Source organism: Lentzea indica (assembly GCF_012184385.1).
GTDB lineage: Bacteria > Actinomycetota > Actinomycetes > Mycobacteriales > Pseudonocardiaceae > Lentzea > Lentzea indica.
The window spans coordinates 1-20,537 of record NZ_VSRL01000156.1 but is presented as its reverse complement, the minus strand read 5'-3'; the positions used below and the strand labels follow the sequence as shown (position 1 = coordinate 20,537).

At 70.0% G+C, this 20,537-nt stretch carries 18 protein-coding genes; 13 read left to right on the top strand and 5 right to left on the bottom strand.

What is annotated here, in order from left to right; genetic code table 11:
* Nucleotides 1–80 precede the first annotated feature (80 nt).
* Entirely contained in the window at nt 81–299 is a 219-nt protein-coding gene (locus tag FXN61_RS32480) for a hypothetical protein (protein ID WP_223165678.1), read from the bottom strand.
* 86 nt (nt 300–385) lie between these two features.
* Here FXN61_RS32480 and FXN61_RS32475 point away from each other — a divergent pair, with 86 nt between their 5' ends.
* The 4 genes from FXN61_RS32475 to FXN61_RS32460 all read left to right on the top strand — a co-directional run bounded on the left by FXN61_RS32475 (nt 386) and on the right by FXN61_RS32460 (nt 5,228).
* Nucleotides 386–1,441, top strand: coding sequence for a ferredoxin reductase (locus tag FXN61_RS32475; RefSeq protein WP_167977792.1), 1,056 nt, complete (start codon nt 386–388; stop codon nt 1,439–1,441).
* A gap of 7 nt (nt 1,442–1,448) precedes the next feature.
* On the top strand, nt 1,449–2,561 hold the full coding sequence (locus tag FXN61_RS32470) for a fatty acid desaturase family protein (protein WP_167977791.1): 1,113 nt from the start codon (nt 1,449–1,451) through the stop codon (nt 2,559–2,561).
* A 116-nt stretch (nt 2,562–2,677) separates the two neighbouring features.
* Nucleotides 2,678–4,447: a CocE/NonD family hydrolase gene (locus tag FXN61_RS32465; RefSeq protein WP_167977790.1), complete on the top strand. Its 1,770-nt coding sequence runs from the start codon at nt 2,678–2,680 to the stop codon at nt 4,445–4,447.
* A 64-nt stretch (nt 4,448–4,511) separates the two neighbouring features.
* On the top strand, nt 4,512–5,228 hold the full coding sequence (locus tag FXN61_RS32460) for a class I SAM-dependent methyltransferase (protein ID WP_167977789.1): 717 nt from the start codon (nt 4,512–4,514) through the stop codon (nt 5,226–5,228).
* 3 nt (nt 5,229–5,231) lie between these two features.
* Here the strand turns inward: FXN61_RS32460 and FXN61_RS32455 are convergent, their stop codons facing one another.
* The gene (locus tag FXN61_RS32455) at nt 5,232–5,891 is read right to left on the bottom strand and encodes a response regulator (protein WP_167977788.1); all 660 of its coding nucleotides are present in this window, start codon (nt 5,889–5,891) and stop codon (nt 5,232–5,234) included.
* Nucleotides 5,888–6,709: a sensor histidine kinase gene (locus FXN61_RS32450; RefSeq protein WP_188135727.1), complete on the bottom strand. Its 822-nt coding sequence runs from the start codon at nt 6,707–6,709 to the stop codon at nt 5,888–5,890. Before FXN61_RS32450 ends, FXN61_RS32455 begins: the two co-directional genes overlap by 4 nt.
* 102 nt (nt 6,710–6,811) lie before the next feature.
* On the opposite strand from FXN61_RS32450, the gene FXN61_RS32445 reads away from it, so the two are divergent.
* From FXN61_RS32445 to FXN61_RS32435, 3 genes are read left to right on the top strand one after another with little or no spacing between them, the layout of a single operon-like run.
* Entirely contained in the window at nt 6,812–7,504 is a 693-nt protein-coding gene (locus FXN61_RS32445; RefSeq protein WP_188135730.1) for an ABC transporter ATP-binding protein, read from the top strand.
* A complete protein-coding gene (locus FXN61_RS50965) occupies nt 7,501–9,825 on the top strand; it encodes an ABC transporter permease (RefSeq protein ID WP_167977786.1) in 2,325 nt (774 codons plus the stop codon). The genes FXN61_RS32445 and FXN61_RS50965 overlap by 4 nt, the downstream gene beginning before the upstream one ends.
* Nucleotides 9,826–9,841: 16 nt before the next feature.
* Nucleotides 9,842–12,022, top strand: a complete 2,181-nt coding sequence (locus FXN61_RS32435; RefSeq protein ID WP_167977785.1) for a penicillin acylase family protein — start codon at nt 9,842–9,844, stop codon at nt 12,020–12,022.
* Here the strand turns inward: FXN61_RS32435 and FXN61_RS32430 are convergent.
* Nucleotides 11,906–12,790 (bottom strand): crotonase/enoyl-CoA hydratase family protein, encoded by an 885-nt coding sequence (locus tag FXN61_RS32430; protein WP_167977784.1) that lies wholly within the window; start codon nt 12,788–12,790, stop codon nt 11,906–11,908. The two genes, FXN61_RS32435 and FXN61_RS32430, sit on opposite strands and share 117 nt — an antisense overlap.
* 55 nt (nt 12,791–12,845) lie before the next feature.
* Here FXN61_RS32430 and FXN61_RS32425 point away from each other — a divergent pair, with 55 nt between their 5' ends.
* The 4 genes from FXN61_RS32425 (at nt 12,846) to FXN61_RS32410 (ending at nt 17,713) form a co-directional block, all read left to right on the top strand.
* Nucleotides 12,846–13,445 carry a sulfite oxidase-like oxidoreductase gene (locus FXN61_RS32425; protein ID WP_167977783.1) on the top strand — a complete coding sequence of 200 codons (600 nt, stop codon included), beginning with the start codon at nt 12,846–12,848 and terminating at the stop codon, nt 13,443–13,445.
* A gap of 60 nt (nt 13,446–13,505) precedes the next feature.
* Nucleotides 13,506–14,156 carry a ferredoxin reductase gene (locus FXN61_RS32420; RefSeq protein ID WP_167977782.1) on the top strand — a complete coding sequence of 217 codons (651 nt, stop codon included), beginning with the start codon at nt 13,506–13,508 and terminating at the stop codon, nt 14,154–14,156.
* A 13-nt stretch (nt 14,157–14,169) separates the two neighbouring features.
* Nucleotides 14,170–14,436, top strand: a complete 267-nt coding sequence (locus FXN61_RS32415; protein ID WP_167977781.1) for a DUF6510 family protein — start codon at nt 14,170–14,172, stop codon at nt 14,434–14,436.
* A gap of 148 nt (nt 14,437–14,584) precedes the next feature.
* A complete protein-coding gene (locus FXN61_RS32410) occupies nt 14,585–17,713 on the top strand; it encodes a LamG-like jellyroll fold domain-containing protein (protein ID WP_167977780.1) in 3,129 nt (1,042 codons plus the stop codon).
* Between the two features lie 51 nt (nt 17,714–17,764).
* Here FXN61_RS32410 and FXN61_RS32405 read toward each other — a convergent pair whose 3' ends face one another.
* On the bottom strand, nt 17,765–18,526 hold the full coding sequence (locus FXN61_RS32405) for a maleylpyruvate isomerase family mycothiol-dependent enzyme (protein ID WP_167977779.1): 762 nt from the start codon (nt 18,524–18,526) through the stop codon (nt 17,765–17,767).
* Nucleotides 18,527–18,617: 91 nt separating this feature from the next.
* On the opposite strand from FXN61_RS32405, the gene FXN61_RS32400 reads away from it, so the two are divergent.
* Both FXN61_RS32400 and FXN61_RS32395 read left to right on the top strand, forming a co-directional pair.
* Entirely contained in the window at nt 18,618–19,514 is an 897-nt protein-coding gene (locus tag FXN61_RS32400) for an ATP-binding protein (protein ID WP_223165677.1), read from the top strand.
* Between the two features lie 124 nt (nt 19,515–19,638).
* The coding region (locus tag FXN61_RS32395; protein ID WP_167977778.1) for a hypothetical protein at nt 19,639–20,537 on the top strand (899 nt) is incomplete at its 3' end.

Here is a 20,537-nt window from a genome sequence, read left to right as displayed (position 1 = left end):
GCGCGTCCATCGACCGGCCGTCCCTGACCTCGCCGCGTCCCAGCTCGTACGCCGCGTCGCCGGCATCGCCACCGGTGGCTTTACCGCTCGCGAGATCGAGGTACGTGTCCGAGCGCCGTGCGCACGGCGCGGCGGATCGTGCCGCCCATGCGTCCGGACAGCGCGTTCGCGTAGCTCGGCACCTCGTCGATGATGGCCTGGACGACCTCGTCCGCCGTCGTCCTCAGCGCCGCCCGCAACGCGGTGACAGTCGTCTCATCCAGGGCCAATTCGGTGGCCCGCCGTAGTGCATGACTCACGATTTGTTCCCTGCGAACAATCCAGCTGGCCAGATTCACGTCCTACGGACAGGACTTTACGCCCTGAGGCGCATCAAGCTGGAGTCATGACGAGTGCCGCCCTCCGCAGCAGGGCGTGGAAACTGTTGGAACTGGTCACGACGCCGCTGCTGCCGGCGGACTACCTCGACCTGGTCAGCCCGCTGCGTGCGGGCGCTGACCTGCGCGGTCGCATCGAGGCCGTCCACCCCGAGACACCGGACGCCGCCACCATCGTGATCCGGCCTGGACGAGGCTGGCGCGGCCACGTCGCCGGCCAGTACATCCGGATCGGCGTGGACGTCGACGGCGTGCGCCTGTGGCGTGCCTACTCGGTCACCTCACCGACCAACCGCGCGGACGGCCGCATCACGATCACCGTGAAGGCCATCCCGGACGGCAAGGTCAGCAACCACATGGTCCGCAAGCTGAAGCCGGGCACGGTGGTCCACCTCGACCAGGCCTGCGGCGACTTCGTGTTGCCGCCGGCAAAGCCCGCCAAGGTGCTCTACCTGACGGCCGGAAGCGGCATCACACCCGTGATGGGCATGCTGCGCGACACCGAGTTCGACGACGTCGTGATGGTTCACTCCGCGCCGCGCAAGGAAGACGTGATCTTCCGCAACGACCTGCACGACCTGGTCGCGGACGAGAAGCTGCGACTGGTCGAGCTGCACACCGACACCGACGGCATGCTCGACATCGCCCGCCTCGAAGAGCTCGTGCCCGACTGGGCCGATCGCGAGACCTGGGCCTGTGGCCCGGCCGGCCTGCTCGACACCGCCGAGGAGCACTGGACCCGGCACGGCAAGGCCGGGCGCCTGCACACCGAACGGTTCCGTCCCACCGTCGTCGTCGCCGGCGAGGGTGGCGAGGTCACGTTCAGCACCACCGGCAAGACCGTCGACGCCGACGGCGCCACGCCGTTGCTGAACGTCGGCGAGGAGGCAGGCGTGCTGATGCCGTCCGGGTGCCGCATGGGCATCTGCTTCGGCTGCGTCACGCCGCTCAAGGCGGGCGCCGTCCGCGACCTGCGCACCGGCGAGATCACCGAGGCCGAGCCGGGCGTCCTCATCCAGACCTGTGTGTCCGCCGCGGCGGGCCCCTGCGACATCGAACGGTAGGAGCAACGTGACCGCTATCGACCCCACCGCCCACCTGACCGCGGAGCAGATCGAGGAGCTCGGCCGCGAGCTCGACGCGATCCGCGACGAGGTGATCGCGAGCCGCGGTGAGAAAGACGCCGCCTACATCCGCAAGGTCATCTCGGCGCAGCGCAAGCTCGAGCTGGCCAGCCGTGGCATCCTGCTGTTCTCGCTCTTCCCGCCCGCGTGGATCATCGGCACCGCCGGCCTGTCCGTGGCGAAGATCATGGACAACATGGAGATCGGCCACAACGTCCTGCACGGCCAGTGGGACTGGATGCGCGACCCGAAGATCCACTCCACCACCTGGGAGTGGGACCACGTCTCGCCCGCCGACCAGTGGAAGCACTCGCACAACGAGCTGCACCACACGTACACCAACGTGATCGGCAAGGACAACGACCTCGGCTACGGCATCATGCGCGTCGACGAGGACCAGAAGTGGCACCCGATCTACCTCGCCCAGCCGCTGTGGAACTTCATCAACGCCTGCTTCTTCGAGTACGGCATCGCCGCGTACGACCTGGAGCTCGGCAAGAACCTGCACAAGCGCCGCCGCAACAACCCCGAGTTCCGCGCTCGGGCGCGCGCGGTCGGCCGCAAGATCCGCAAGCAGGTGCTCAAGGACTACGTGATCCACCCGCTGCTGTCGGGCCCGTCGTTCCTCACCACGCTCGCCGCGACGTTCACCGCGAACCTGGTCCGCAACCTCTGGTCGCACTCGGTGATCATGTGCGGTCACTTCCCCGAGGGCGTGCAGACCTTCGAGCGCCGGTCGATCAAGGGCGAGACGCGCGGCCAGTGGTACCTGCGCCAGATGATGGGCTCCGCGAACATCAGCGGCAGCAAGGCCATGCACTTCATGTCCGGCAACCTGTCGCACCAGATCGAGCACCACCTGTTCCCGGACCTGCCGAGCAACCGGTACGCCGAGGTCGCGGTGAAGGTGCGCGCGCTGTTCGACAAGTACGAGCTGGAGTACGTCACCGGGCCGCTGCCCAAGCAGGTGTTCTCCGCGTGGCGCAAGGTCTTCCGCCTGTCGCTGCCGAACAAGAAGGTCAAGACCCCTGACCGCGAGCGTGAGCTGATCGCCGCCTGAAACCGGTAATTGTTCGGACCTTTCGGCCGTACCGGCGACGCCGCCGGATCGGTGAGATCCGTTGTAGGGCCCGGTAGTACCCCTGCTGCTGGACGGGCCCTCCAACGGAGGATCTCATGCGAAGGGTCTATCTCGTCGTGGCCGCCCTGCTGACGGCCACGACGATCATCACTCCGGTCTCGGCGGCGGCACCTGCCGCGATCACCGAGACGGTGTACGTCGAGTCCACAACGGACAGTGACGCCGACGGCACGCTCGACCGGATCGCCGCGGACGTCATGCGTCCGGACTCGGCCGGGAAGGTGCCGATCGTCATGGAGGCCAGCCCTTATTACGGGCTGGGCGCGGAAATGGCGACGAACGTGCCGCGTGGCTTCAAGCGCTGGTACGACGAGTACTTCGTGCCGCGCGGGTACGCGGTCGTCGAGATGGAGATGCAAGGCACCTCCCGTTCGACCGGCTGCCCGACCACCGGCGGCCCCGAGGACACCGCGAGCGTCCGCGCGGTCGTGGACTGGCTCAACGGCCGCGCCAAGGCCTTCTACGCCGACGGCAGGCCCGCGGTCGCGAGCTGGAGCACCGGCAACGTCGGCATGCTCGGCGTGTCCTACAACGGCACGCTGCCCAACGCCGCCGCCGCGGCCGGCATCCCCGGCGTCAAGACGATCGTGCCGATCGCGGCGATCTCCAGCTGGTACGAGTACTCCCGCGACCAGGGCATCGGCTACCGCGGCACCCACTCGAAGGACTACCCGACCTACCTCGCCAACTACGTGGTGAGCGCCGCGCAGAAGGCGAAGTGCAAGCCGGTGTTCGACCGGCTGGCCCGCGAGGACGGCGACGAGACCTTCGACTACACGTCGTTCTGGAAAGCCCGCGACTACCGCCCGAGCGCGCAGAACGTGTCCGCGTCGGTCTTCGTCGTGCACGGCCAGGCGGACTGGAACGTCAAGCCCTCGCAGTTCGGCCGCTGGTGGCAGAACCTGGCCGACCGCGGCGTGCCGCGCAAGATCTGGCTGCACCGCGGCGGTCACCTGGACCCGATCTCGTTCCGCCAGGCCGAATGGCAACGCGTCATGGGCCTGTGGATGGACCACTGGCTCAAGGGCGTCGACAACGGGATCATGAGCGAGCCCATGGCCGACGTCCAAAAGCCCGACGGCGGCTGGGAACAGCACGGCGCCTGGCCGCAGCCGGGTACCAAAGACACCACGCTGTACTTCGGCCCGGCGGCCGGTGGCATGTCGGGTTCGCTGACCACCACGCCGAGCACCGGTGGGACGCAACGCCTGGGAGACAACGCGAACCTCAGCGAGTCGGCCATGATGGCCAATCCCGAACTGACCGACTCGCGCCGGCTCGTCTACGTGACGGCACCGCTCAAGCAGCCCGCCCGCCTGTCAGGAGAGGTCCGCCTCACCGCCCGAGTCGCGTCGAACCGCCCGTCGACCCCGCTCACCGCACTGCTCGTCGACTACGGCCCCAGCAGCCAGGCCGTGCTCACCGACCGCAGTCCCGTCCAGCTCTCCACGGAGACCTGCACCCGGACCGACCTGCGTGACCGCACCGGATGCGCCCGCCCGCCGGACGTCTCCGTGCAGGCGGTCACCGCGACCATGCTGTCCCGCGGCGCCATCGACGCCAAGAACCGCCTGTCGCTGGAATCGCCGACCCCGTTGCCCACCAACGCGACCGCGGACGTCGGCTGGCGGCTGCACGCGAGGGACGCGCTCATCCCCGCAGGCCACCGCATCGGCATCGTGATCGTCACCAACCACAGCGGCTACATCGGTCCTGACACCAGTGCCAACGGCATCTCGCTGAACGTGTCGCTGGACGGCAGCAAGGTCATGCTGCCGATCGTCGGGGGAGCGGTGATCACCTGACCCGGGTCCTCCGGCCGCCGCACCTCGCGGCGGCCGGAGGGTCTCCCGTGCCAAGATCGATTGCATGACTTCGGTGAAGCCGAGCGACTACGACAGCGTGGCCGCGGCGTACACGGCCGACAACGAGAAGAACCTGTTCAACGCTTACTACGAACGGCCGGCGACCCTCGCACTCGCCGGGGACGTGGCCGGACGCCGGATCCTCGACGCGGGCTGCGGCGCGGGCCCGTTGTTCGCGGCACTGCGTGACCAGGGCGCGATCGTGAGCGGCATCGACGCGAGCGCCGGAATGCTGGAGCAGGCGCGGCTGCGGCTCGGTGGCGACGCTGACCTGCGGGTTGCCGACCTGGCCGATCCGCTGCCGTTCTCCGACAACGAGTTCGACGACGTCATCGCGTCACTCGTGTTGCACTACCTGGAGGACTGGGGTCCGACGCTCGCCGAGATGCGGCGTGTGCTGAAGCCCGGCGGGCGGCTGATCGCCTCGGTCAACCACCCCACCGCCGAGTACTGCATCGAGCGCCTGGCCGGGCGCAGGCCCGACTACTTCGAGACCTACGCCGCTCCCGCGGAATGGCCCGTGGGCGACCAGACCGTCAAGGTGACCTTCTGGAGCCGGCCGCTGCACGCGATGACGGACGCGTTCACCGCGGCCGGGTTCCGGATTTCCGCCATCAGCGAGCCCCAGCCGGTGCCGGAAGCCCGTGAGCTGTTCCCGGACGACTTCCACCTGATGGCGACCGCGCCGAGCTTCCTGTTCTTCGTTCTCGAGGCCTGCTGACCTTCACGCGCCGGGCGTGACGAGCCCGGTCTCGTAGGCGAGAACGACGGCCTGGGCCCGATCCCGCAGCTGCAGCTTGGCGAAGATGCGGGCGACGTGCGTCTTGACCGTCGCCTCGCTGAGGGTGAGGTCGCCGGCGATCTCGGAGTTCGACCGGCCGTGCCCGACCAGCGTCAGCACCTCCCGTTCCCGCGGTGTGAGCACGGCGAGATCCCGGTGCACGGCAGGTGCGGTAGGCGCACCGGGGGCGAACCGTTCGACGAGCCGGCGGGTGATCGAGGGCGCGAGCAGGGCGTCACCTGTCTCGATCAGGCGCACGGCGGCGACGAGGTGTTCCGGGGTGACGTCCTTGAGCAGAAAGCCGCTGGCACCTGCGGCGAGAGCCTCGTAGACGTACCGGTCGAGGTCGAACGTCGTCAGCATCAGCACGCGGCAGTCGCCCGGCTCCCGCACGATGCGGCGGGTGGCTTCCAGGCCGTCCACGGTGGGCATGCGGATGTCCATGAGCACGACGTCCGGCTTCAGGTCGCGGACCGCCGTCACCGCCTCGGCACCGTCGCCCGCCTCGCCGACCACCTCGATGCCGCCGGAGTTGAGGATCATGCGGAAACCGATGCGCACGAAGGCCTGGTCGTCGGCGATCACGACGCGGGGCGCGGTCATGGCCGCTCGATCGGGATCTTGGCTCGGACGCGGAATCCTCCGCCGAGCCGCCTGCGGGCGTAGAGGTCGCCGCCGAGCACAGCCACGCGTTCGCGCAGGCCGAGCAGCCCGCGGCCCTGTCCGTCCTCTGTGGACATCTGGTCGCCGGACAGCACGCTGGGGCCGGTGTTGAGCACCTCGACCCGCAGGTGGTGGTCCGCGTACCGCACCGTCACCTCCGCCTGCCCGCCGTCGCCGTGTTTCAGCGCGTTCGTCAGCGCCTCCTGGACGATCCGGTACGCAGTGAGGTCGACACCGGACGGCAGCGGCCGCGGTTCGCCGGAGATGCGCACCTCCACCGGCAGGCCCGCGAAGCACATCCGGTCGACCAGCGAGCTGAGCCTGCTCAAACCGGGCTGTGGCGCCAGCAGATCGTCGCTGTCGGAGGCGGGCGCGAGCAGGCCGAGCATGTGCCGCAGCTCGGTCATCGTGTCGCGGCCGGCGCTTTCGACGGCCAGCAACGCGTCGGTCGCCTCGCCCGTCTGCGTGTCGAGCACCCGGCGTGCCGCACCGGCCTGCACCACCATGACGCTCACGTTGTGGCTCACGATGTCGTGCAGCTCCCTGGCGATCCTGGCGCGTTCGGCGTCGACGGCGTTGCGGGCGGCGGTCTCCCGTTCTCGCTCGAGCAGCCAGCCACGTTCTTCCATCGCACGGGTGTACGCGCGTCGTGCCGCTGCCAGCCGTGCCGCGAAGAACGCGGCGGCCAGGCAGGCGACTACGGCCACCACCAACTCCCACACCCCGTCACTGTCCCAGAGGGGCGAGCGGGTGCGCATCAAACCCCGGATGCAGCCACTACATCCTCAGGATGACGCGGCCCGGCAGGTTACCTCCCAGGACTGACGCCGCCAGGCGCGTCGCTGAGCAGGATTGTGGTCATGCAGAACGGAGACGCCGTCGTCGAGATGACGAACGTGCGCAAGGAGTACAGCGACTCGATCGCACTGGACGGGTTGTCGCTGACCGTCCGCGCCGGGGAAGCGGTCGCAGTGATGGGGCCGTCCGGCAGCGGCAAGTCGACGCTGCTGAACATGATCGCCGGACTCGACCGGCCGACGTCGGGTTCGGTGGTCGTGCACGGCAGCGACTTGGGGGTGCTCGACGAAACCGGCCTTGCCCTGTTCCGCAGGCGCGGCATCGGCATGATCTTCCAGTTCTTCAACCTGCTCGACGACCTGTCGGCACTGGACAACGTTGCCCTCGCCGCGCAGCTGACCGGTACCGCGTCCGGCCAGGCCCGCAAACGCGCGCTGGAGTTGTTCGGCGAGCTGGGCATCACCCACCGCAAGAACGTCTACCCGGCGCAGCTCAGCGGAGGGGAGCGGCAGCGCGTCGCGGTCGCCAGGGCGTTGATGAACCGCCCTGCGCTGCTGCTCGCCGACGAACCGACCGGCGCGCTGGACAGCAGGTCCGGCGAGCAGGTGATGGACCTGCTGCTCGACCTCAACCAGATCGGCCAGACGCTGTTGCTGGTCACGCACGACGAACGGCTCGCCACCCGCTGCGCTACCCGGTTGATCGAGGTCGTCGACGGCCGGATCGCGCGCGAGCACAGCATGGAGCGGGCGTGAACCCCGTGTGGCACGCGGCGTGGGCCGCGGTACGGCGGCGGAAGCTGCAAACGATCGTGATCGGTGTCGTGGTGTGCGCCGCCAGTGCGACGCTGGTGATGGCACTCGGGCTGTTGGAGGCGTCGGCCGCGCCGTTCGACCGGGCGTTCGCCACCCAGCAGGGCGCGCATCTGGCGGTCGCGTTCGATCCGGAGAAGGTGTCCGAGGCCGACCTCACGCGCGCCGCCGGGCACGCCGAGGCATCGGCGGGGCCGTTCCTTCAGGCCACTGTGGACACTTCGACGGGCGACGTCTTCCTCGGCACGCTCACCGTGGCTGGGCGTGCCGATCCCGGTGGCCCGGTCGACCGGGTGTCGGTGTGGCAGGGCCGGTGGGCGACCAGTCCCGGTGAGATCGTCCTGAACCGCACGCCGGGCGCCGTCGGCCGGATGGACGTGGGATTCCGGATCTCCCTTCCAGGGCGTCCTGCGCTGACCGTCGTGGGGTTCGCCCACTCGGTGACGGGATCCGCCGACGCCTGGGTCACTCCCGAGCAGGCGACGGCGTTGCAACCAACGGCGCTGCAGATGCTGTACCGCTTCGCGCACGCCGGAACGGCGGCCGAGGTCGACGCGGGGCAGGCGGCCGTCACGGCAGGGCTCCCGGCGGACGCGGTGCTCGGCACGCTCTCGCACCTCACCGTCAAGGACAAGGCGACGTCGGAGCTCGGCGTCTTCATCCCGTTCTTGATGATCTTCGGCGTCCTCGGCCTCGTCGTGGCGGTCCTGATCGTCGCCAACGTGGTGAGCGGCGCGGTGGTCGCGGGGCTGCGGCACATCGGGATGCTCAAGGCGATCGGCTTCACCCCGAACCAGGTCATGGCCGTCTACCTGGTGATGGTCTCGATCCCGGCGGTCACGGGCTGCGCGCTCGGCACGGTCGCGGGCAACCTCGTGGGGAAGCGGATCGTGCAGGACGCGGTCGAGGGCTTCGGGGTGGACGAACTGAGCTTCGCGCCGTGGGTGAACGTGGTCGCGGCGCTCGGCATGCCCGTCCTGGTGGCGTCGGCCGCGCTCGTGCCCGCACTGCGGGCGCGAAGGCTTCCGGCCGCCAGGGCGATCAGCGCGGGCACCACCTCGCGCACCGGGCGGGCGCTGCGGATCCAGCGCTGGCTGAGCGGCACCAGGCTGCCGCGCCCGGTGAGCCTCGGCCTCGGGATGCCGTTCGCCCGCACCGGTCGCAGTGCGCTGACGCTCGCCTCGGTCGTGCTCGGCGTCATGACCGTGACTCTCGCGGCCGGGGTGACGATGTCCATGACGGCGTACAACAACGCGGTCAGGCCCACCGACACCGACCGGGTCGAGCTGCTGGCCGGACCGCCGCTGGGCGCCCCCGTGATGACGCAACCGGGCGTGGAACCGCCGGCCGCGAAGCTGAGCGACGCCCAGGACGAGTCGATGCTGCGGTCCTTGCCGGGAACGACGGCCGTGCTGGCCACGACCCAGCTCAACACCGAGGTCGCCGGCGGCACCCAGGAGGCCAGGATCGTCTTCCACCGCGGGGACACCGCCGCGCTCGGACCGCGCGTGCTGACCGGGCACTGGCCGGACGGACCCGGCCAGGTCGTGGTCCCGTCGAGGTTCCTGAACCAGCGCGGGCTCTCGGTCGGCGACACCATCACCGTGCAGGCGCGGGGGAACCGGACGCAGGTGAAGATCGTCGGGGTCGTGCTGACCAACAACGCCGACCAGATCTTCGCCGACTGGTCCACAGTGGACGTTCTCGCGCCCGGCGCCCGCGCGAGCTCGTACCTGGTGCGGATGGCACCCGGCACGGACCGGGCCGCCTACACGGCCGCGGTGAGTTCCGGCGATCCGGGACTGCGCGTCCTGCCACCGCGCGACGGCACGTCGTCGACGGCCGTGATCATCATCAGCGCCGCGCTGGTGCTGACCCTGGTGCTGGGCGCGGTCGCCGCGCTCGGCGTGTTCAACACCGTCGTTCTCAACGCCCGCGAGCGCCGCCGGGATCTCGGCATGCTCAAGTCGATCGGCATGACCCCGCGCCAGGTCACCGTGCTGCTGGTGACCTCCATGGGCGCACTGGGCGTGGTCGGTGGACTGATCGGCGTGCCCATCGGCGTCGCGGTGCACCGGCTGGTCGTGGCGGCCATGGCGCACGCGGGGCAATCCGATGCCATCGACATCCTCCTGGACGTCTACCACGCTTCCGCGCTCGCTCTGCTGGCTCTCACGGGAATCGTCATCGCCGTGCTCGGCGCACTCGTTCCCGCCAGGGGAGCGGCGCGCCTCTCGATCGCCACCGTCCTGCACAACGAATGAACCAGGGGGATCACTCATGCGCAGATTCATGGCGTTGTTGCTCGTCTCAGCGGGGGTTCTGGCCACGTGCCCACCTGTTGCCGTCGCCGGCAGCGGCACGGTGATCAGACGGACCTCGTACGGCATCCCGCACGTGCTCGCGGCCGACTACCGCGGCGTGGGGCAGGGGCTCGGTTACGCGTTCGCCGAGGACAACGCTTGCGTCATGGCGGACATCGTCGTGACGCTGTCCGCGGAACGTTCTCGCTGGTTCGGGCCGGACAACCTCGCGAGCGACCTCTACTACCAGCGCGTCAACCAGTCCACAGTGGTCGAACGGCACCTCGCCGGTGTGTCGAAGCAGGCGCGGGATCTGGTGCGCGGCTACGTGGCCGGGTTCAACCGCTACCTCGCTCAAGCCGCACAGCCCTGTGGCGGCGCGAAGTGGGTGCGGCCGATCACCGAGATCGACGTGTGGCGGCGCGTCCACCAGGTCGCCGGTCTCACCGGCAGCGAGGGGTTCCAGGACGCGATCGTGTCCGCCCAGCCACCGGGTGTGCCGACTCCGGCCGCCGCACCGGTGAGCCGTCCCGAGCAACGGCCGGGCAGCAACGGCATCGCGCTCGGCAGGCAGGCGACCGCCGCGGGCACGGGCATGGTGCTGGGCAACCCGCACTTCGACTGGGACGACAGCTGGCGCTTCTACCAGCACCACCTCACGATTCCCGGCGAGCTGAACGTCAGCGGCGCGGGTCTGTTCGGCGTGCCGGTGGTCAACATCGGCCACAACGACAGGCTGGGCTGGACCCACACCGCCAGCGAGGCGCAGACGATGACGCTCTCCAAGCTGACCCTCGTCCCCGGCGATCCGACCAGCTACGTCGTCGACGGCGAAACGCACCGCATGATCGCCGAGCAGGTCACCGTCTCCGGCACCACCAGGACCCTGTACCGCACCCCGGACGGCCCGGTGGTCGAAGACACCCGCGCGTTGCAGTGGACGGACACCACCGCCTATGTGCTGCGCGACGCGAACCACGGCAACCTGCGGGTCATCGACCAGTGGCTCGCCATCGCCCGCGCCCGCAGCGTGCCCGACCTGCACAAGGCACTCGTCCGCCACCAGGCTCTCCCGTGGGTCAACACGATCGCCTCGGACGCCACCGGCACGGCCTACTACAGCGACGTCCAGGTGGTCCCGCACGTCACCGACGACCAGCGCGCCCGCTGCGGCACCGCCGCCGACATCGGTCTGGTGGTCCTCGACGGCAGCAGGGCGGACTGCGGCTGGGGTACCGACTCCGACGCCGTCACGCCGGGCAGGTTCGGCCCGAGCCGGTTGCCCAGCCTGGTCAGGCACGACCACGTGAGCAACATGAACGACAGCCCGTGGCTCGCGAACCCCGCCGCGCCGCTGACCGGCTACCCGTCCATCGTCGGCGACGTCGGCACCGAACGCTCCGCGCGCACCCGCATGGGCCTGGACATGATCGGCTCCAACACCTTCACACTGTCCACATTGGAAGCGACGATGTTCGGCAACCGCAACCTCACCGCCGAACAGGGCCGCGCCGCGGTCGTCGCGATGTGCCAGGCCAACCAGACGCTGCCCGCGAGCGACGGCAGTCCTGTCGACGTCCGCGCGGCCTGCTCGGCACTGGCGGCCTGGCCGGGAACCGGCGACACCGGTGAAGGCAGCCGGGGTGCGTACTTCTGGCGCTCGTTCATCGTTCTGACCGGCCGCCCGGGAACCAAGCTGTGGCAGGTCCCGTTCGACCGCGCCGACCCAGTGCACACCCCTCGCGGCATCAACGCGGGCGACCCCGGCGTCCAACGCGCCTTCGCCGACGCGGTAAGGGCCTTCGCCACCGCCGGTGTCGCGGTGGACGTGCCGCTCGACGCCGTCCAGCAGTACGAAGGCATCCCGATCCACGGGTGCCGTGGCCCCGAAGGATGCTTCAACGTCATCTCGGCTCAAGGCCCGCCACGGCCGAGCAGCAAGATCCCGCACGGCTCCAGCTTCGTCATGGCGGTCGAGCTGACGAAGAACGGTCCGCGCATGAGTTCGATGCTGATCTACGGCCAGTCCGCCGACCCCGCCTCACCGCACCACACCGACCAAGCCCGCCTCTATGCGAAGAAGCAGTGGGTGAAGGGCGAGTTCACCGAACGGGAGATCGCCCACAACCCCGACCTCACCGTTCGGCGCCTCCGCTAGCGTCGAACTTCCCGTGCTGCCGGCGCCGCCCGCCGAACCGGGCGCGCCGGTGACGCCCTCCCGTGCCACGATCGGCACCCCGGAGACGCCCTCGGCCCGCAGCGCCTGCGCCAGCGGCAGGTCGAGACCGGCGTAGGCCGACGCCCGATCGGCGAGCACGCACTCGAACGGGAACGCGGCGATCTGCTCGGCCAGCTCCAGCGCGGCGGCTACAGCCTGGCCCGGCTCGACCACGCGGTTGGCCAGCCCGATCGCCAACGCCTCCTCGGCGTTGACCGGGCGTCCGGTGAGGATCAGGTCCAGCGCACGGCCCAGGCCAACGATCCTGGGCAGCCGGACCGTCCCGCCGTCGATCAACGGCACGCCCCACCGCCGGCAGAACACCCCGAACACCGCATCGCTCTCCACCACCCGCAGGTCGGCGAGCAGTGCCAGCTCCAGCCCGCCCGCGACCGCGTACCCGCTGACCGCCGCGATCACCGGCTTGCTGAGCTGCAACCGCGTCGGCCCCATCGGGCCTGATCCGCCGCCGTCCGGGTCGAGCTCGTTGCGGCGGGGAGGGTCCCCGACGACGCTCAGGTCCGCGCCCGCGCAGAACGTCCCGCCCTCACCGGCGAGCACCGCCACCCGTTGCCCCGGGTCCGCCTCGAACGCCAGGAAGGCGTTCCGCAGCTCAGCGGCCATCGGTCCGTCGACCGCGTTGCGCCGGTCCGGGCGATTCATCCAGATCACCGTGGTGGTGCCGGTGATCTCAACCCTCACGTCCATGTGACCTCCGTGATCAGTGGTGGCGTTCCGCCCGCGGCTGTCGTCTACTGACACGATGCCAATCGTCTCTCCCGGCTTCAGCGGGCGACGCCGGTCATCCGACGTGGAGCTACCGCCTGGTCAGTACCTGGCGGAGGACTTCCCGGTGCTCACCGCGGGACCGACTCCGCGCGTGCCGACAGATCGGTGGGAGTTCACCGTCAGCACCGAGGTCGGCCAGAAGTACACGTGGTCGTGGCAGCAGCTGATCGAGCTGCCGGCTGAGAAGATCACGGTGGACATCCACTGCGTCACCAAGTGGTCCAAGCTGGGCACCCGGTGGAAGGGCGTCTCGCTGGACGTGCTGCTGGAGGAGGTGGAGACGGCGGCGGACTTCGCGCTCGTCCAGTCCTACGGCGGCTACACGACGAACCTGCCGCTGGAGGACCTGCTCGACGGGCAGGCGTGGGTGGCGTACCGGTACGACGACGATGACCTCACGCCGGAGCACGGCGGTCCGGCGAGGTTGCTGGTGCCGCACCTGTACTTCTGGAAGTCGGCCAAGTGGGTCCGCGGGATCCAGCTGCTGATCGAGGACGAACCCGGCTTCTGGGAGAGCGCGGGCTACCACGACTACGGAGACCCATGGCGCGAGCAGCGGTATCAGGGCGACTGACCTGGCGGGTGGCCGAACTGGCAGAGGCCATCCACCTCACCAAAAAGCGCCCGCAGCCTCGTGTTCGACGTGCCCGGCTGGCCGGGACATCTGCCAGGGCAACACGTCGACGTGCGGCTGACCGCCGAGGACGGCTATTCGGTGCAGCGCAGCTACTCCATCTCCTCTGCGCCGGACGGGAACCGGGTGGAGCTGGCCGTGCAGCGGGTCGTCGACGGCGAGGTGTCGCCGTACCTGTGCGACGTCCTCTCCGTGGGCGACAAGATCGAGCTGCGCGGGCCGGTGGGCGGCTGGTTCGTGTGGCGACCCGCCGACCAGGCACCGGTGACGCTCGTGGCGGGCGGCTCGGGCATCGCGCCGCTGATGGCCATGGTGCGCACGCGGGCTTCGGAAGGCAGTCGCGTGCCGTTCCGGCTGGTGTATTCGGTGCGCACGCCCGACGACGTGCTCTTCGCAGACGAGCTGCGGCGACGCGCTCGGGACGACGCCGGCCTCGACGTCCGGCTCGTTTACACCCGGCAGACTCCGGAAGGTTCTCCGGAGCCGCCGGGCCGGCTGGGTGTGGCCACTCTCAACACGTACGGCTGGCCTGCCGAGTTCACCCCGAACTGCTTCGTCTGCGGACCGACCGGTTTCGTCGAGACGGTGTCCGACATCCTCGTGGCGCTGGGCCACGATCTTCGCCGCGTCCGCACCGAACGCTTCGGCTGACAGGAGACCACCGATGAGCGACGACCACGTCGACGGCAACGCGCTCGCGGGCGACCTGCGGGAGATCTTCGCGGTGGATCTGACGACGGCCACCGGGCGGTGCGCCGGATGCGGGTACCGGGGTTCCGTGGCGACGCTGCGCGTCTACCGGAACGCTCCTGGGCTGGTGGCCCGCTGCCCGCACTGCGAGGAGGTCGTGCTGCGGCTGGTGCGCGGACGCGACCGCGCGTGGCTCGACCTGCGCGGCACGGTGAGCCTGGAGATCCCGCTGCCGTCCTGACGCCGTGTGCGCGCTCTCATCGAGAGCCGATTTTTGTCCTGTTTGACATCCCCGATACCTCCGATCGGCCGTAGCCGGTCTCCGAACCCTGTGCCTGGATAGATGGGAGCGCTCTTACAACGTTGTAAAAACGAAGGGGATCTCGCCGATGAGAAAAGCCGCCCCCGTACTCGTCGCTCTGCTGCTGGCGCTGGGCGTCGCGCCCGGTACGCCACCCGCGGGTGCCGCCGAGCCCGTGCACGGCCTGAAGGGCGAGTACTTCAGCATGTCGGCGCCGGGCGCGCGGGACTTCGCGACCCTGGCGGGCACCGTGCTGGACGCCGAGGTGAACCATCCGGACCTGACCTCGGTGTTCGGGTTCCTGGCAGGCCGTACCGAACACACGACGGCGCGCTGGACCGGGCAGATCGCGGTGCCGCAGACCGGCGACTACACCTTCCACGCCATCGGTGACAACGGGTTCCGGCTGTTCGTCGACGGCAAGCCCGTGATCGACCACTGGGTCGGTGACTGGGACCGCGAGCAGACCAGTGCGCCGGTGACCCTCACCGCGGGTCGGAAGTACGACTTCCGGCTGGAGATGTTCCAGGACACCGGTGGCGCCAACATGTTCCTGCGCTGGTCGAGCGCGTCGATCGGCAAGCAGATCGTGCCGGAGTCCGCGTTCACGCCGCCGGCGGACTTCCAGGTCGTGCCGCGCACTGCGGGCGTGTCCAGGGACGGCCGCGTGCTGACGGCGGAGTTCGGCGGTCGAGTCACGGGCACCGGCGACCTGAAGGACCACCTGCGAGTCGAGGTCGACTCGACGCCGATGCCTGTCTCGCTGGTCACGTCCGGCCGCAACCGCGTCACGGTCCGGCTGGCCGAGGAAGTGCTGAAGAGCCAACGGGTTCGCCTGTACTACGACGGCGCTGGCGACCTGGCGGTCGACGGCACCAAGGTGCAGAAGACGGCACGCACTGTTAAGAATTCTTCGATGGAGAGGCTCAGGACGCCTTGGGGTGAGAAGGTCGACACGCGCAACCCGTTGCCGGAATACCCGAGGCCGCAACTCGAACGCGAGAAGTGGGTCAACCTCAACGGTCCGTGGGAGTTCGCGGGCGCGAAAGCCGGGCAGCAGCCCGTGTTCGGGCAGCGGCTGCCCGAGCGGGTGATCGTGCCGTTCCCGATCGAGTCGCAGCTCTCCGGGCTGGAACGGCACGAGGACCACATGTTCTACCGCCGCACCGTGACCGTCCCGCACGACTGGAGGATCGGTTCCGGGCAACGGCTGAAGCTCAACTTCGGCGCGGTCGACCACAAGGCGAAGGTGTGGGTCAACGGCGAGCTGGTCGCCGAGCACTCCGGCGGCTACACGGCGTTCAGCGCCGACATCACCGACGCGCTGCGGCGTGGTGAGCAGGAGATCGTCGTTGCGGTCACCGACACGACCGGTCCGCACCAGCCGAAGGGCAAGCAGTCGCGCAATCCCAGCGGCATCTTCTACACGCCGTCGTCGGGCATCTGGCAGACCGTGTGGATGGAGCCGGTTCCGGACAAGGCGGTCGACGAGGTCAGGATGACGCCGGACCTCGCGACGAACTCGCTGGCGCTGGAGGTCAGGTCCGCCGGGAACGCGCAAGTCACGGCGGTCGCCAAGGACGCCAGGGGTAAGCAGGTCGGCACGGTCACCGGCCCCGCCAACAGCAAGCTGTCCCTGCCGGTGCCGAACCCGCACCTGTGGACGCCGGACGACCCGTACCTGTACCAGCTGGAGATCAAGCTCGGCGGCGACAAGGTCAAGAGCTACTTCGGCATGCGGTCGATCGGGATCGCCGACGTCGGCGGTCATCCCAAGCTGACGCTCAACGGACAGCCGATCTTCTCGCTGATGATGCTGGACCAGGGTTTCTTCCCCGACGGCCTGAACACCGCGCCCAGCGACGAGGCGCTCGTGTTCGACCTGAAGGCGCAGAAGGACTTCGGCTTCAACTCGGTCCGCAAGCACATCAAGGCGGAACCCGCACGCTGGTACTACCACGCGGACCGGCTGGGACTGCTGGTGTGGCAGGACTTCGTGTCCATCGAGGACGGCAACGCGGTCGAGGGGCAGCAGGCGTTCCTCAACGAGAGCCGCGAACTGATGAAGCAGCTGCACAACTACCCGTCGATCTACGCGTGGATCGTGTTCAACGAGGGCTGGGGCGAGTGGGACCGCACCGTCACGGGCCAGATCACCGACGACGTCAAGGCCGCCGACCCGAGCCGGATCGTCAACGCGCACAGCGGCGTGAACTGCTGTGCCTCCAAGGGCGACTCCGGCAAGGGTGACGTGATCGACCACCACGACTACAACAACACCGACCCGGCGCGTCCGGACGGCAAGCGCGTCGTGATGGACGGCGAGCACGGCGGCTTCACCCTGCGGACGCCGGGTCACCAGTGGCCGGGCGCGCCGGCGAACATCTACAGCGGCGTGGCGGACAAGGCGGCGCTGACGGCGAAGTACGTCGACAACACCCGCACGTTCTACCTCGGTCAGGCGCGGGCAGAGCTGTCCGCGTCGGTGTACACGCAGGTCACCGACCTGGAGAACGAGCTGAACGGGCTCTGGACCTACGACCGCAAGCGGATCAAGGTCGATCCCGGTCCCGTCCGTGAGATCAACAAGCGGGTGCTCGCGGCGGGTGCGGACGCGGGCAAGGCCTACCCCTACGCGGCTCGCGGTGAGTGGAAGCTCAACGAGGGCAAGGGAACGGTGGCGAAGGACTCGAGCGGCGGCGGCAACCCGCTGACGCTGAGCCCGACCGGTGCCACGTGGAAGGACGGCGCGCTGCAGTTCACCAACGGCTCCGCGGAGACCTACGGCCCGGTCGTCGACACGACCGGCGACTACACGGTGTCCGCGCGGGTGCGGCTGGACGAGGTGCCCGGCAACTACGCCACCGCGGTGAGCCAGGACGGCAGGGAGCGGGAGAACCCCTTCTACCTGCAGTGCGGGCAGGGCGCGTTCGCGTTCAGCACGCCGGGCGGCAACCGGGCCCGGCACGAGATGACGCCGGAGGTCGGTCGCTGGTACCAGCTCACGGGAGTGCGGGCAGGCAACGAGATCCGGCTGTACGTCGACGGTGTGCGGGTCGCGGCGGCACCCGCGGGTCCGGCGATCATGAGCACCGGTGCGTTCGCGGTGGGACGGGCCAAGTTCGGCGGCCAGAACGTCGACTTCTGGCGTGGCGCGATCGACGACGTCAGCGTTGTCGGACGGGCGCTGAATGACGCGGAGGTGGCTGGGCTCTAGTTCAGCGCTGACGTGACGGCCGGGGAGAATTCGACTCCCCGGCCGTTCCACCTACGCGTCGGGGTCCCAGGCCACGAGCTGGTCGAAGATCCGTCGGTCGCCGTCGAGCTTCAGCGAGTCGAGCGGGATGCGGCCGTACAACGCCAGGACCAGCTCGCTGGCCGTGCCTTCGGCAGAGGCATCAGCCGTGTCCTCACCGGCTGGGGCCGCGATCCGTGCGCCTTCGGAGGAGAGCCGGACGCGCCAGGAGCGGCCCTCGGTGGTGCGGTAGTCGACGACGGCGGGCTCGTGCGGCCAAGCGCTCGTCGTCGCGCAGCAGGTGAACAGGAAGTCCTCGACGCCGTCCAGCGCCACCTCCTGCGACAACGGCTCCGCGGCGCCCGCGGTGAGCTGGGCGTCATAGGTGTGCACCGCCATCTGTTGAAGCTGGTGCCGGGCGACGGCACGGCAGGTCGGCGGCGACTGCGACTCGCCCCACCACGTCCAGCACCCGCGGTCCGGGCCGGCCTCGCGCAGGGCGTCCAGCAGCTGCCGCGTCGACTCGGCCAGCCAGACCTGCAGGGCGTCGCGTTCCCGTGGCATGGGCGAGCCTGCCGCCGAGGCCTTGCTCGTGGCGCCGGGACCCGCGGTGACGGTGGCGGCCCAGTCGCGGCGTCCCTCGCCGATGTGCTGCGCCAGGTCGAACAGCGTCCACTCGGGACAGGTCGGCACCTGCAGGTCGAGGCTGGGTGCGGAGGCGATCGCGGCGCGGAAGGCGGTCGACCGTTCGTCGATCAGCCGCAGCAGATCGGGGAAGTCCAGAGCGTTGTGCACTGCGGGTGTCTATCACCTGCTGTCGCGATCGGACAGTGATTTTCGCGGCCCGGCCGGAAGCACGGTGAGCGGCTGACGGACAATGCCGGACGTGCTGCTGGAGGCGAGGCTTCTCGCGACGGTGTCCCGTCTCGCGGGCCCGGTTCGCGGTGCGGGTGTCGTCCTGATCAGCCTTTTCGGCGCGTTCTCGGTGAGCTCGCCGCTGGGCTGGGCGTTGTTCGCGTTCGTCGTGCTCACCTCGGTCGCCGACTTCCGCCTGCCCCGCGTGGCGCTGCCGGTGGCGTTCGTCCGCGTGGTGGTGCTGTCCGTGGTGCTGGGCGACAACGCCGGGCAGTGGGCGGTGAACGTCCTCACCACGACGCTGATCACGTGGCAGTGGCAGTGGTCGCCGCGGGTCACCGTGCCCACGACCGCGGCGCTGCTCGCCGTGCAGGTCGCGGTGGCCGGTCCCGAGGTGCTGGTGCGGGCGGTGCTGGAGTCCGTGCTCGCGCGACTCGGCTACGAGCTGCTGCGGTGGTCCAGCCGCCGGGTCGACGTGTTGCGCGAGCGTGCCGCGGAGCAGAACCGGGCGGCGGCCGTCGCACAGGATCGCGGCAGGCGGGAACGTGAGTACCTCGCGCTGCTGCACGACACGGCCGCCGCGACGTTCCTGATGGCCGCGCACGGCGGTGATCCGACGGCCGTGGCCGCTCAGGCGCGACGCGATCTGGTGGTGCTGGCGGAACGGGGCGACGGGGCAGGGAACCGTGGACCTCGGGGCCGCTCTCGCGGCGGTGGCGCGGGACAGTGCCGTGTCGGTGCGGGTGTCCGCCGAGGTCGCACCGGTGCCTGCCGGGGTCGCGCTGGCGTTCGTGCGGGCCGTGCGGGAACTGCTCACGAACGTCGAGCGGCACTCTGGCACGACCACCGCGGAACTCATGGTGTCGCGGGCAGGCCGTGGAGCGGTCGCCGTCGTCCGGGACGGCGGTCGCGGGTTCGTGCCCGGTGACGTGCCCGAGCACCGGCGCGGGCTGCGCGGGTCGGTGGTGGAGCGGCTGCGGCGTCCGGCGGCTCCGTCGTGATCGACTCGGCGCCCTCACGCGGCACGACCGCACGACTCGCCTGGCCTGCCGATGACTGACCACACGGTTCTCACCACGACGCGGCGGGTCCTGCTGGTCGTGGTCGCCGCGATCCAGATCGTTCTCATGCTGCCCGCGCTGATCACGTACCAGCACGGTCCGGCAGCGTGGGTCGCGTACGGCCTGCTGTCCTCGGTGCTGGCGATCGTGGCCGGGCACGTCGCGGTGGGCCGCGCGGAGCTTTCCACGGCCGTCGCGGTGTGCGTCGCGGTCGTGGTGCTCACGTCGACGGTGCTCGCCACGACCGCCCTGCCCGCCGGAGCGTCCTTCACTCCCGCGGACTGGGCGTTCGGGCTCGCCGGCTGGTATCTGCTGCTCGTCCTGGTCGAGAGGCCCGCGGCGCTGGTCGCCGCGCTGACCGCGCACATCGGTTTCTGCGTCGCGTGGTTCCTGCACGCGGGCAACGGTGACGTCGGCACCGCCGGCGTGGTGATCCTCAGCGGCACGAGCTTCCAGATCGGTGTCCTGGTGCTCACGCGGGTGCTGCTGCGCGACGCTCGCCTCGCCACGGAGGCCGCCGCCGAGCACGACGCCGCCCGGACCCGTGAAGAGCTGGCCCGCCAACGGGAACAGGACCTCCGCGCCGGCTTCGAGGGTCAGCTGGGCGCGCTGTTGCCGTTGCTCGCGGACCTCGCCGACGAGGAGGTGAGCGTGGCCGATGAGGCGACCAGGCTGCGCTGCTCGGTCGCGTCGATGCAGCTGCGCAGGCTGTTCGCGGAGAACGACGACGTGCCCGACCCGTTGCTGCACGAGCTGACCGCGTGCGTCGACGCGGCCGAACGACGTGGCGTCGTCGTGTCGCTCGCGGTCAGCGGCACGGCCACACCGGTGCCGACCGAGGTGCGCCGGGAGCTGGTGGCACCGATGGCCCAGGCGCTCGCCGCCGCCGG